General features: G+C 64.3%; 11 protein-coding genes. 2 read left to right on the plus strand and 9 right to left on the minus strand.

The annotated features are described in order from the left end of the window. Positions 1-27 precede the first annotated feature (27 nt). On the plus strand, positions 28-396 hold the full coding sequence (locus FNL56_RS24375) for a DUF1236 domain-containing protein (protein WP_143575419.1): 369 nt from the start codon (positions 28-30) through the stop codon (positions 394-396). Positions 397-632: 236 nt separating this feature from the next. Here FNL56_RS24375 and glyS read toward each other — a convergent pair whose 3' ends face one another. From glyS to FNL56_RS24405, 6 genes are all read right to left on the minus strand, one after another. Continuing rightward, positions 633-2,870: a glycine--tRNA ligase subunit beta gene (glyS, locus tag FNL56_RS24380; RefSeq protein WP_143575420.1), complete on the minus strand. Its 2,238-nt coding sequence runs from the start codon at positions 2,868-2,870 to the stop codon at positions 633-635. After that, entirely contained in the window at positions 2,870-3,799 is a 930-nt protein-coding gene (locus tag FNL56_RS24385; protein ID WP_441351312.1) for a glycine--tRNA ligase subunit alpha, read from the minus strand. The genes glyS and FNL56_RS24385 overlap by 1 nt, the downstream gene beginning before the upstream one ends. A gap of 418 nt (positions 3,800-4,217) precedes the next feature. Further along, positions 4,218-4,409 carry a hypothetical protein gene (locus tag FNL56_RS24390; protein WP_143576353.1) on the minus strand — a complete coding sequence of 64 codons (192 nt, stop codon included), beginning with the start codon at positions 4,407-4,409 and terminating at the stop codon, positions 4,218-4,220. A 96-nt stretch (positions 4,410-4,505) separates the two neighbouring features. Next, entirely contained in the window at positions 4,506-5,390 is an 885-nt protein-coding gene (locus tag FNL56_RS24395; RefSeq protein WP_143575422.1) for a S49 family peptidase, read from the minus strand. 223 nt (positions 5,391-5,613) lie between these two features. Further along, positions 5,614-6,393, minus strand: coding sequence for a tRNA1(Val) (adenine(37)-N6)-methyltransferase (locus FNL56_RS24400; protein WP_246661604.1), 780 nt, complete (start codon positions 6,391-6,393; stop codon positions 5,614-5,616). Continuing rightward, entirely contained in the window at positions 6,386-6,613 is a 228-nt protein-coding gene (locus FNL56_RS24405) for a putative signal transducing protein (protein ID WP_143575423.1), read from the minus strand. Before FNL56_RS24405 ends, FNL56_RS24400 begins: the two co-directional genes overlap by 8 nt. 225 nt (positions 6,614-6,838) lie before the next feature. Here FNL56_RS24405 and FNL56_RS24410 point away from each other — a divergent pair, with 225 nt between their 5' ends. Continuing rightward, positions 6,839-7,849, plus strand: a complete 1,011-nt coding sequence (locus tag FNL56_RS24410) for a polyprenyl synthetase family protein (protein WP_143578349.1) — start codon at positions 6,839-6,841, stop codon at positions 7,847-7,849. Between the two features lie 124 nt (positions 7,850-7,973). On the opposite strand, the gene FNL56_RS24415 is transcribed toward FNL56_RS24410, so the two are convergent. From FNL56_RS24415 to FNL56_RS24425, 3 genes are all read right to left on the minus strand, one after another. Further along, on the minus strand, positions 7,974-8,858 hold the full coding sequence (locus tag FNL56_RS24415) for a 4-(cytidine 5'-diphospho)-2-C-methyl-D-erythritol kinase (RefSeq protein WP_143578350.1): 885 nt from the start codon (positions 8,856-8,858) through the stop codon (positions 7,974-7,976). Positions 8,859-8,880: 22 nt separating this feature from the next. After that, positions 8,881-10,665 (minus strand): tetratricopeptide repeat protein, encoded by a 1,785-nt coding sequence (locus FNL56_RS24420; protein WP_143575426.1) that lies wholly within the window; start codon positions 10,663-10,665, stop codon positions 8,881-8,883. A gap of 478 nt (positions 10,666-11,143) precedes the next feature. Beyond that, positions 11,144-12,802: an electron transfer flavoprotein-ubiquinone oxidoreductase gene (locus FNL56_RS24425; RefSeq protein ID WP_143575427.1), complete on the minus strand. Its 1,659-nt coding sequence runs from the start codon at positions 12,800-12,802 to the stop codon at positions 11,144-11,146. Positions 12,803-12,828 lie beyond the last annotated feature (26 nt).

Genomic DNA, 12,828 nt, shown 5'->3' on the forward strand with positions numbered 1-12,828 from the left:
GCCGGGTTCATCCCGAAGGAGAACTTGATGCGAAACAGGATCATCGCGATCGTCGCATTGGCAGGCGCTCTCAGCGCGCCGCTGGCGGCTCAGGCGCAAGAGACCACCATGGGCGTCGCCCGCAGCGGCCAGGCCGTGATCGTCGGCGACAACGACCCCGACGGCATTACGGTATCCGAGCGCCCGGCGTTCCGGGAATACGTCGTGCGCGAGCGCGTGCCGACCTACACCGTGCCGGAGCGCGTCGTCGTCGGCACGACGTTGCCAGACGCTGGCGTGACCTATTACGACGTGCCGCAGAGCGTGGCGCAGACGCCGTATCGCTACACCGTGGTGAACGAAAAGACGGTGCTGGTCGAGCCGCGTACGCGACGCATTGTCCAGGTGATCGACTAGTCGATCATCTGACGCCGAATTCGTTCAGGCGCATTCAAGGCGACTGAGCGAGAAAGCCCCGCCCGGACTTCCCCGCCGGACGGGGCTTTTCTTTGCCTGCGCGCCGGCCCTCCCCGTCATTGCGAGGAGCGAAGCGACGCGGCAATCCAGAAAGCCGCAGGCTACGCGAGGGCGGGATTGCTTCGTCGCAAGGGCTCCTCGCAATGACGGGGAGGGACCGCGCGTGAATTGGCGGGCTAGTCCTGGATCTTCGAGAAATCCGCGACCGCGCGCGTCGCGGCGCGGATCTCGTTGAGCAGCTTCAGCCGGTTCTCGCGCACGGCTGCGTCGTCGTCGTTGACTTTCACCTTGTCAAAGAACGCATCGACCGCCGGCCGCAGCTTGGCCATCGCCGTCATCGCGCTGGCGAAGTCTTCCTTCGCCACCGCAGCAGACGCCTCCGGCCCGACCTCGACAATCGCGGCTGCCAGCGCCTTCTCCTCGTCGAGCTTGTAGAGCGAAGGCTCCGGCGCGCCGTCATAGGCGCGCTTGTCCTTCTTCTCCTCGATGCCGAGAATGTTCGACGCCCGCTTGACGCCGGCCCGCAGATTCTTGCCGTCGTCGGTGTCGAGGAATTTGGCCAAAGCCTCGACGCGGCGGACCACCATCAAGAGGTCGTCCTGACCGCCGAGCGAGAACACGGCGTCGACCAGATCGTGGCGCGAGCCCTGCTCGCGGAGTTGGCCTTTGAGACGGTCGGCGAAGAAGTCAACCAAGTTGAAGATCCCACTAATCGCGAATTCGGCTTCCTCGAACGAGATCTCCTTAGGCAATACCTTTTTCTCAAAATCTTTGAATATACGCTTCGCTCGACGAGCGGAAAGACCTTCAACTTCAAGCTGTTCCAACGCCCGATATTTGCGATCCAAATTCTGATGCGCCATGTCAATTCGAACAGAAATATCCGCCGACATGCAAATGTCTACGAGAGGTAACTTAAGTTGGTGTTCTATGAGAATCCGAACAACGCCCAGAGCAGCACGCCTCAGTGCAAATGGATCTTTACTACCGGTCGGCTTCTCGTCGATGACCCAGAAGCCTACCAGCGTGTCAATCTTGTCGGCCAGCGCCACGGCGATGCTGACGGGATCGGTGGGCACACGATCCGCCGGACCCTGCGGCTTGTAATGATCCTCGGATGCCGTGGCAACGGCGGCATCCTCGCTTTGCGCCAGCGCGTAGTACTTGCCCATCAGGCCTTGCAGCTCCGGGAATTCGCCGACCGCTTCGGTGAGCAGGTCGGCCTTCGCGAGTTGGGCTGCGCGCTTTGTTTTTTTAACGTCGGCACCGACCAGCGGCGCGATCTGGGCAGATAAATCGACGAGACGCTGAATTCGATTGGCCTGGCTGCCGAGCTTTTCGTGAAACACGATGTTTTCGAATTTCGGCAGCCGGTCTTCCAGCTTCGTTTTCAGGTCGGTGTCGTAGAAGAATTTTGCATCCGACAATCGCGCGCGGATCACCCGCTCGTTGCCCGCAATGATAGCGGCGCCGCCGTCGGAGGCTTCGATATTGGCGGTAAGGATGAACTTGTTGACGAGACGGCCGGTGGCGGGTTCGCGCACCACGAAGCACTTCTGGTTGGTGCGGATGGTGGCGCGGATCATCTCGTCGGGAATCGCGAGAAACGCCTCGTCGAACGAGCCCATCAGCACCACCGGCCATTCGACGAGACCGGCGACCTCGTCGAGCAGCGCGGGGTCTTCGACCAGTTCGAAATTCTGCGCGGCGCAGAGCGTGCGCGCGTCGGCCAGGATGATCTCGCGGCGCCGCTCGGGGTCGAGCACGACTTTCGCGTGTTGCAGCTTGCTCACATAATCGTCGAAGCGGCGCACCGGGATCTCTGATGGAGCCATGAAGCGGTGACCGCGCGTGACCTGCCCGGCAACGATACCGCCGACTTCGAACGGCACCACCTCCGGCTCTTCGGTCTCGATGCCGAACGAGGCGATGATGGAATGCAGCGGGCGCACCCAGGTCAGCGCGGTGGACTTGGCCGAGGCCGCGCCCCAGCGCATCTGCTTCGGCCACGGGAAGGTGCGGATGATCAGCGGCAGGATTTCCGCCAGCACGTCGACCGTCGGCTTGCCCGGCTTCTCGGTCAGCGCGATGTAGAAGTCGCCCTTCGGATCGCGCTGGATCTTGGCTTCATCGAGCGAGTTCAGGCCGGTGGCCTTGAGGAAGCCGGCGATCGCGGCCTCGGCGCCGCCGACGCGCGGGCCCTTGCGTTCCTGCTTGAGGTCGGACTGCCTGTTGGGAATGCCGTGCACCGTCAGCGTCAGCCGCCGCGGCGTCGCAAAGGCTTTCGCGCCTTCGTAGACGAGGCCCTCGGCGACGAGGCGATCGGTGACCATGCGACGCAAATCCTCCGCCGCCTTTGCCTGCATGCGCGCGGGGATCTCTTCGGAAAACAGTTCGAGCAGAAGATCGGGCATCAGTTTTTCTCCCCACGGAGGGAAGAACCACCCGCGTCCGTATGCATCCAGGCTTCGCCGCAGGCTTTCGCCAGGTCGCGGACGCGCATGATGTAGCTCTGGCGCTCGGTGACCGAAATCACGCCGCGGGCGTCCAGCAGGTTGAAGACGTGGCTCGCCTTGATGCACTGGTCATAGGCCGGCTGCGCCATCAGATGCGCGTCGCGTTTGTCGTTCTTCCAGCCGGCGTCGAGATATTTCTTGCAGGCGCCCTCGGCCATTTTGAACTGCTCGAACAGCATGTCGGCGTCAGAGTGCTCGAAATTGTGCCGGGAATATTCCTGCTCGGCCTGCAGGAAGACGTCGCCATAGGTGACTTTCTCGTCGCCGTCGCGGCCGTTGAAATTGAGGTCGTAGACGTTATCGACGCCCTGCACATACATCGCCAGCCGCTCGAGGCCGTAGGTGAGTTCGCCGGCCACCGGCGCGCATTCGACGCCGACGACCTGCTGAAAGTAAGTGAACTGGCTGACTTCCATGCCGTCGCACCAGCACTCCCAGCCAAGCCCCCAGGCGCCCAGCGTCGGGCTCTCCCAGTCGTCCTCGACGAAGCGCACGTCATGCAGCGCGGTGTCGATGCCGATCGCCTTCAGCGAACGCAGATAGAGATCCTGCAAATCCGGCGGCGACGGTTTGATGATGACCTGGAACTGGTAATAATGCTGCAGCCGGTTCGGGTTCTCGCCGTAGCGGCCATCCTTCGGCCGGCGCGACGGCTGCACATAGGCGGCCTTCCAGGGCTTCGGGCCGAGCGCCCGCAGCGTGGTCGCCGGATGGAAGGTACCCGCGCCCATCTCCATGTCGTAAGGCTGCAGGATCACGCAGCCCTGGTCGGCCCAAAAGCGCTGCAGCGCGAGGATGAAGCCCTGGAAGGATTTTTCCGGGCGCATGTGCGGGGGGATGGAATCGGTCACGTCGGGGGTCACGATCTCTGGATTCAAGGGGCAAATTTCAAGGGGCTGGGCGCGCGGACCGTATCGGCGGGGGGCCGGGGAATCAAGGCAATGCGGGGTATTGCAGGTGCCTGCCGCTTAACCCGGCGCTAACCATGCCGGTCGGGTGCGGTCCGCCGTCTGTCGATCGTTAGGAATTGTCTTTTACCAATTGACGATCGGACGGAACGAAAGTCCCCGTCCGTGCTTGTTAAAGCGAAGGCCAGCGCGCCGACGACCCGCTCTGGCCCAGACTACGGACCTCCAAGTCCAGACTAACGTAGACTTCCAAACGTTTGCTCGCCGGTTTCAAGGATGGTGCCCCATCCTGAAACCGGCGCAAATATTTTGGGGGTCTTTTTCGTGCTTTGCGGCCTCAGCCCGGCCGATACGCCCCGGTCGCCGGATCGCGTCGCAGGGTCCGGACGTCGGCCGGCTCGGCAGGTTCGGTGACCCGCGCCAGCCGCGCCTCTTCCAGCTCCTGATTGATCCGCTTCGCGGTCCGGTAGGCCCAGCGAACGACGGCGGCGCTTCCGAGCGCGCCGGCAATGGCAACCAGCGGCGGCATCGCGCGATCCTTGTCGGTCATGATTCACACCTCATCAAAGCATTGTCGCGCAGACCGAACCGTCCCGCAATTAACTTTTGCGGCACCAAACCACCCTCAAAAGCCGAATCTGGCCCAGATCGCTCTCGTTTCCAGCGCCGAAATCACCTGCTCCGGCAGCCCGGACAGCCCGTCGAGCGAGAGCTGGGCCCCGGCGCCAGACCTGCGGCCGATCAACCCGGCCAGCATGCCCGCCGGCTGCGTGATGACCGGCATCTGTACCTTCTCGCCGAAACGGGTGCGCAGCACGCTGCGGAGGTCGCCGATTGCATCGACCAGGCCGAGCGCGATCCCGCTTTCGCCGGCCCAGTATTCGCCGGAGAACAGCACGTCCTCGGCGCCCTTCAGACGGGCGCCGCGGCTGCCCTTCACCAGCGCGATGAAGATGGCGTGGATCTCGCGCTGCAGGGTCTTGATGCGGGCGACGTCTTCCGGGTTTTCCGGCAGGAACGGGTCGAGCGTCGCCTTGCGCTCGCCGGCGGTATAAAGCCGGCGCTCGACGCCGATCTTGCGGATCAGTTCCTGGAACCCGAAGGTGCCGCCGACCACGCCGATCGAGCCCACGATCGAGGACGGATCGACGAAGATCTCGTCGCCGGCGCAGGCGATCATGTAGCCGCCGGAGGCCGCGACGTCCTCGACGAACACCAGCACCGGCAGTTTCTTTTCTTCGGCCAGATGACGGATGCGCAGATAGATCTGCCGCGACTGTACCGGCGATCCGCCCGGCGAATTGATCACCAGCGCCACCGCCTTGGCGTTCTTGGTGGCGAACGCCTTGTCGAGCAGTTTGGCGACGCCCGCCAGCGAAAGGCCCGGCCGCAGCGGCGTCGCCGCTCCGATTACGCCGGACAGCCGGACCACCGGCACCACCGGGGCGCGCGTGCGGAACCGGGCCGGCAGCAGGCCTTTCAGCGTCGTCAAAAGGTTGGATTCGATCATTAAGTTTACCTCGATCTTAACCGTATTTTATCGCGCCGATGGCATGAACCAGCAGCCGCGTTTCGCGTTGCAAAGATAACAGGCCAGCGCGCCGTCTCCGGGAGAAGACATGAAAATCTATCTGCTCATGCTGATCATCGGCACCCTGCTCACGGCGATCCATTTCACATCGACGCCGCAGAAACGCTCCGAAACCCAGCCGCAATAATCACCCAGCAAGGCGCTATAGCGACGCCAGTGAAAGCGTCGCTTTTCCGGCCAGAACTTCTGACATGTGGGGATCGGATGCTCCGGTTGCATCCCGCAGGTTGATCCCCGGATAAATCGCCGCAGGCGCGCGGCCCCCTTTGATCGCCTTCACCAAAATCCGGATCGCGGGCTTGGCCGGATCGCCGTGCACCGGCAGCAACGAGATGCTTCCGAAGCCTTTCTCCAGCGCCGCCACCACCTCGCACAACCCGTCGCCCCGCCAGATCAGCGTCAGCGCGCCGCCTGACCGGAGCAGTCGTCGCGCCGCATGAATCCAATTTTGCAGCGTCGAAGATGTTGCAACATGGGCGACCGCGCGGGCCGCATCCGGCGAGGCGCGATGACGCGTCGCATCGTTGTATGGCGGGTTCATCAGCACGACATCGACACCATCCGGCGGCAGGCCGGCTGCGGCAAAGACGTCGGCCGGCGACGAGAGGTCCATCCCGATCACCTTCGCAGCGATCCCATTGGCCGCCGCATTGTCGCACGCCAGCCTGGCCAGCCGTGGATCGATCTCCACCAGCGTCAGCGAGATACCCTTGACGCGCCAGGCCAGCGCCAGACCGGCGGTGCCGACGCCGGCGCCGAAATCGACCACGCGGTCGCCAGGCCGCGCGGCGGTCGATGCCGCCAGCAGGATGGCGTCGTGGCCGGCACGATGGCCGCGTGCCGGCTGGCATAGCTGCAGCTGCCCGCCGAGAAAGCCATCGCAGGTGGTCGCGATTTCCGCCTCCGGCGCCATTTCAGCCATCGTCGCGCAGCTCGTGGGCCAGCCCGGCATCGGTCAGGACCTGCCGCGCTTCGGATGCATCGTCCTCGTGAACCAGAATCCGGCGCGGGATGACCCCGACCGAGCCTTCCAGAATACTCATGTTCTGGTCCAGCAACAGATGAGGGATATTGGCGCCGTCGAGCAGCGCGCCCACCGCGGACACCAGCACGACATCATTGGTTCGCAGCAATTCGCGCAATTGGCGCTCCTTTGTCATCACAAGGTCGTCCCGCGGCCATTGCCCGGCCCGTCGCCCTTGCCGCACTGGCCGGCAGTTTCTATTGTGCGGAACAGCGTTTCCGGGCTGGTTCAGCGACACGACACCTGTTTTTCACCTGAATTCGTCCTATTTGACCATCAGCGTCTTCCGGCACGGTCCATCCCGTCCGTCTGGCAAGGCTCTCGCACTTCGGAGATTTTTCGCGTGGCGGTGATTGTACCCTTCGAGAGCCCCTCGACTGCATCGATAGATCAACTGGTCGGCCTTGTCGCTCCCGATATGGAGCGCGTCAACGCGACGATCCTGTCGCGCACCGGTTCCGAAGTCACCATGATCCCCGAGGTTGCCAACCATCTGATCTCGTCGGGCGGCAAGCGGCTGCGGCCGATGCTGACGCTGGCGATGGCCAACCTCACCGGCTACAGCGGCGAAGGCCATATCAAGCTCGCCGCCGCCGTCGAATTCATGCACACCGCCACGCTGCTGCACGACGACGTCGTCGATCAGAGCGAGCTGCGCCGCGGCAAGCTGTCGGCGCGGATGCTGTGGGGCAACGAGGCCAGCGTGCTGGTCGGCGATTTCCTGCTCGGCCAGGCGTTCCGCATGATGGTCGAGGTCGGCTCCTTGCGCGCGCTCGACATCCTGTCGTCGGCCGCCGCCACCATCGCCGAAGGCGAGGTGATGCAGCTTGCTGCCGCGAAGAACACTGCCACCACCGAAGACGAATATCTGGCGGTGATCCGCGGCAAGACGGCGGAACTGTTCGCCGCGGCCTGCGAGGTCGGGCCGGTGATCGCCGGCCGGCCGAAGGCCGAGCAGACCGCGTGCCGCTCGGTCGGCATGAATCTCGGCATCGCCTTCCAGCTGGTCGACGACGTGCTGGACTACGGCGGCAAGGCCGCCAAGCTCGGCAAGAACGTCGGCGACGATTTCCGCGAGGGCAAGATTACGCTGCCGGTGGTGCTGGCCTTCCGCCGCGGCAACGACGCCGAGCGCGCGTTCTGGGTAAAGGCGCTGGAACGCGGCGAGATCAACGACAGCGATATCGACCAGGCGATCGGCCTGATGACCAAGCATCGCGCGCTCGAAGACACCATGAACCGCGCCCAGCATTACGGCGCGATGGCGGTGGACGCGCTAGCGCTGTTCCCGACCTCGCCGATGAAGACCGCGCTCGAGCAGGTCGTGGCGTTCTGTCTGGCAAGATCGCACTGAGGGGCGCGTAGCCCGTATGAAGTCGGCGACGCCCGCACAAGCGCGCGACGGTGACGAAATACGGGAAAAGAGCCGATCTGAATGGGCCGGCCCCGGATTGTCATCCGGGCTACGGACAACGGTCTTAACTCAACGCCCCGGCGTGCACCCACCACTCGGGATGCGCGAGCGTGATGGCCGCGGCGGCGCGCTTTGCTGCCGCATCGTCGTCAAAGATCGCAAAGCAGGTCGCGCCCGAGCCGGACATGCGCGCGAGCCGCACATTTTTAGCATCGCGCAGCGCGGATAGCACCTCGCCGATCACCGGTTCGACCTTCAGCGCCGGCGCTTCGAGGTCGTTGGTCCCCGCGGCTAGCGCCTTGATCCAGGCCTCGACCGGAGCGCCCTCGCCGGGCCATTTCGGCGCCTTCAGCACGTCGGTGACGCCGACGCGAAGCTGTCCGTGCTTCAGGCCGAGTTCCTTGAACACATCTTTCGTGGCCACCGGCACCCGCGGATTGACCATCACACAAGGCAGCCGCGGCAGCGACAGCGGCATCAGATGGTCGCCGACGCCGGACATCACGCAGGCGGTCGATGGCAGGCAGACCGGCACGTCGGCGCCTGTCAGCAGGGCCACGTCGATCAGGCGGAGATCGTCGAGCTCGAGGCCGTTGGCGCGCGCCAGCAGGCGCAGCGCCGCGGCGGCATCGGCCGAGCCGCCACCGATCCCGGCCGCGACCGGCAGATGCTTGTCGAGCGCAAAGGCACCGAGCGTCAGGCCCTCGACGCGCTCGCCGAGCAGCAGTGCCGCCTTGATGACGAGGTTGTTGGCGCCATCGCCACATTCGGCGGCGCCAGGCCCGGTGGTCACGAGCGCGAGTTCCGCTCCCGGCTCGAAGGTCAAGCGGTCCGCGCAATCGGCGAACGCTACGACGCTTTCCAGATCATGATAGCCATCGACGCGCCGGCCCATCACCCGAAGGGTGAGGTTGACCTTAGCGCGTGCGTCGTCCCCCAGCGCCGGCATCTTCTAATCCCCCAGCCCGCGGTCAGCCGCCCTTGCCGTCTTCTTTTTTGCCGTCATTGGATGCCGCCGCCGGCTTTGCGTCGTCGGGCAGGCCGTTTTCCATCTTGGCTTCGATCTTCGGCAGTTCTTCGGCTTCCGGCTTCAGATCCTTGGCGTGCTGCCACTGGAACCTGGCCTCGAGCGTGCGGCCGACGCGCCAGTAGGCGTCGCCGAGATGGTCGTTGATGGTCGGGTCTTCCGGCTTGAGGTCGATGGCGCGCTCCAGCGTCTTCACCGCGTCCTCGAAATTGCCGATCCGGTAATAGGCCCAGCCCAGCGAATCGACGATGTAGCCGTCATCGGGGCGCTGATCGACGGCGCGCTTGATCATCTTCATGGCTTCGTCGAGGTTGATGCCCTGGTCGATCCAGGAATAGCCGAGATAGTTCAGCACATGGGGCTGCTCGGGCTGCAGCGCGAGCGCCTTGCGCATGTCGGCCTCGGCCTTCGCCCACTGCTTGGAACGCTCCTGGCAGATGCCGCGGAAATAGAACGACACCCAGTTCGGCTTGTCGCCTTGGGCGGCCTGCACGTCGATGCCCTGGGTATAGGTCAGCGCGCAGTCTGCGAACTTCTTCTTGCCGCGCTCGATATTGCCGAGCGCCATGATCGCTTCGAGATCCTTCGCATCCTCCGAGATCACGCCCTTCAGGATCTTGATGGCCTCCTCCGAGCGATCGACGGCATCGAGATCGGTCGCCTGCTGGATCTGCGCGTTGCGCTTCAAGGGCGAGGCGGCGGGCACGCGCTCATAGACCTTGATGGCCATCGCCGGTTTCTTCACGGACTCGTAGAGGTCCGCGAGCGACAGCAGCGCCAGCGAATGGTCGGGCTTCAGGTATAGCGCCAGTTGCAGATAGACGAGCGCCAGATCCTCGCCGCCGCGCCGGGTCAGCGACGCGCCGATGCCGTACAGGGCTTCGGCGGCGCCCGCCTGCGGGCTGTCGGCCAGCGGGGTCAGCTTCTTGCCGGCCTTGGTGTCGCGGATGCCTTCCAGCACAAGCGGATGACGCGCCAGCTTGGCGTTGAAATTCTCATAGACCGCCTGCGCCGCGGCGTCGTCCTTGTTGCGCGACAGCCAGCGCGCGTAGCCGTCGGCGACGCGCAGCGCGGAATCGTCGAGCTTGTAGGCGCGCTCGAAGCGGGCGCCGGCTTCCTTCTGCTTGCCCGCCAGGTCGAGCAGCAGCCCGGCATGCAGGTCCTTGAAGATCGGATACCATTCCGGCCCGACCAGCTTGTCGATATTGGCGATCGCGGTCTTGCTGTCGCCGGCGCCGAAGCTCGCCCAGCCGGACAGCAAGGTGGCGACGAGATCGGTGATCGGGCCGCGGATCGACTGGTTGATGTTGCTCTGCGCCGCCGTGTATTTCTTCAGCTTGAGATCGCGGACGCCGACCACGAGGCGCGCCACGCGGTTCGACTTGTCGATCAGCAGGATGCGATCGGCGAGCTTGACGGCTTCCTCGATGTCTCCATCGGCCAGCGAGGAGATAAAGGCGCGGTCGAGCAACTCGTTGTTCTTCGGATCAGTGCGCAATGCGGAGCGGTAGAAGGCCGCAGCCGAGGTGGCGTCGCGCTCGACGCTGGCATGGCGGGCCGCCAGATAGCTGCCGGCGGTGGTCAGCGATTTCAGGTCTTGCTTGGAAGGAAATTGCGCCGTGCTGTCCCCGGTGTGATCGGGCGTCTGGGCCGACGACGGCAGCGGCATCGCCAGCATGGCGACGGCGGAGGTAGCGAGCATCAGGCGATGAAAACGGTTGGAAAACATGAGGTGCGCCGAGCTCCAGAAATGACAGGCAAGAAGACGTGCAGGCTTTGGCAAGCCAGTTTGCTGCGCAGCCAACTGGCAGCACAGGCCGCCAACAATGCCGCGTTTGGCGCCCGATCGCAAGGATCGGGGGCCTTCGGACGGAGTCGCCGGCAATACCGCCAATCCCCGGCGATAGGCCGCAGATATCACGATCATCCCTGAAAACGCTTGTTCTGTGGCGGCATCGTGACGCGAGGCATGACGCGCCGCTGCTGCCGCGTCTGGTGACGATGACGTGATCGGTGGAGCGAAGGCTCTTACTTCACCTCTCCCTATCGGGGAGAGGTCGACCGGGCAGAGCGCAGCGAAGCCCGGTCGGGTGAGGGGCTTCCTCAGACAGCGGTGCAAGGGCCCCCTCACCCGCCTTCCACATGCTTCGCATGTGGAAGGCGACCTCTCCCCGATGGGGAGAGGTGAAGGGAGCGTCGCGCCTCGGTTACATTGCCTCGTAGTTCGGACCGCCGCCGCCTTCGGGCGGCACCCAGGTGATATTGCCGTTCGGGTCCTTGACGTCGCAGGTCTTGCAGTGGACGCAGTTCTGCGCGTTGATCTGGAACCGGGGGCCTGTGCTCTCCTCGACCCACTCGTAGACGCCGGCCGGGCAATAGCGGTTCGACGGACCCGCGAACACGTCGTGCTCGGACGATTTCTGCAAGGCCATGTCGGCGACCTTGAGATGAACCGGCTGGTCCTCCTCATGGTTGACGTTCGACAGGAACAGCGACGAAAGGCGATCGAAGGTCAGCTTGCCGTCCGGCTTCGGATAGGCGATCGGCTGGTAGTCCTTGGCTGGCTTCAGCGTCTTGCGGTCGGGCTTGGCGTGCGACTGGGTGCCGAAAAGCGAGAAGCCGAGCGTATTGCACCACATGTCCAGACCGCCCAGCGCATTGCCGACGACGGTGCCGAATTTCGACCACAGCGGCTTGGCGTTGCGCACCGGGTAGAGGTCCTTGCCGATCGAGGACGACCGCCAGCCATTCTCGTACTCGACCAACTCGTCATTGGCGCGGCCGGCCGCCAGCGCGGCGGTGATGTGTCCGGCGGCCTGCAGCGCGCTGGCCATCGCATTGTGCACGCCCTTGATGCGCGGCACGTTGACGAAGCCCGCGGCGCAGCCGATCAGCGCGCCGCCGGGGAAGGTCAGCCGCGGCACCGACTGGTAGCCGCCCTCGGTGATCGCGCGCGAGCCATAGGCTAGGCGCTTGGCGCCGGCAAAGGTGTCGCGGATCTTCGGGTGGGTCTTGAAGCGCTGGAATTCCTCGAACGGGTATATGTAGGGGTTTTCATAGTTCAGATGCAGCACGAAGCCGACCGCGACGAGGTTGTCGTCGTAGTGATACAAAAACGAGCCGCCGCCGGTGGCATTGTCGAGCGGCCAGCCGAACGAGTGCTGCACCAAGCCTTTCTGGTGTTTGGCCGGATCGATCTGCCAGATTTCCTTGAGGCCGATGCCGAATTTCGGCGGCTCGCAATCCTTGTCGAGCGCGAATTTGGCAATCAGTTGCTTGGTCAGCGAGCCACGCGCGCCTTCGGCGAACAGCGTGTACTTGCCGAGGAGTTCCATGCCGCGGGTGAAGGAATCCTTCGGCTTGCCGTCGCGGCCGATGCCCATGTCGCCGGTGGCGATGCCGCGCACCGCGCCGTTCTCGTCATACAGCGTCTCGGCGGCGGCGAAGCCCGGATAGATCTCGACGCCGAGCGCCTCGGCGCGCGCGCCCAGCCAGCGCGACACCATGCCGAGCGAGGTGATGTAGCAGTGATGGTTGTTCATCAGCGGCGGCATCATGAAGTTCGGCAGCGGCAGACCGCCGGTCTTGGTCATGAAGAAGAACTGGTCCTCCTTGACCTTGGTCTTGATCGGGCAGTCGGCGTCGTCGCGCCAGTCCGGGATCAGTTCGTCGAGCGCCACCGGATCGATCACCGCGCCGGACAGGATGTGCGCGCCGACTTCCGAGCCTTTCTCGACCACCACGACCGAGAGTTCCGCATTGAGCTGTTTGAGCCGGATCGCGGCGGTCAGGCCCGAAGGACCGGCCCCCACGATGACAACATCGAATTCCATGGATTCGCGCGGCGGCAGTTCTTCAATGCTCATAATTTGATCTCGGACCGTTTCAACCC

The sequence above is a fragment of the Tardiphaga sp. vice304 genome (assembly GCF_007018905.1).
GTDB lineage: Bacteria > Pseudomonadota > Alphaproteobacteria > Rhizobiales > Xanthobacteraceae > Tardiphaga.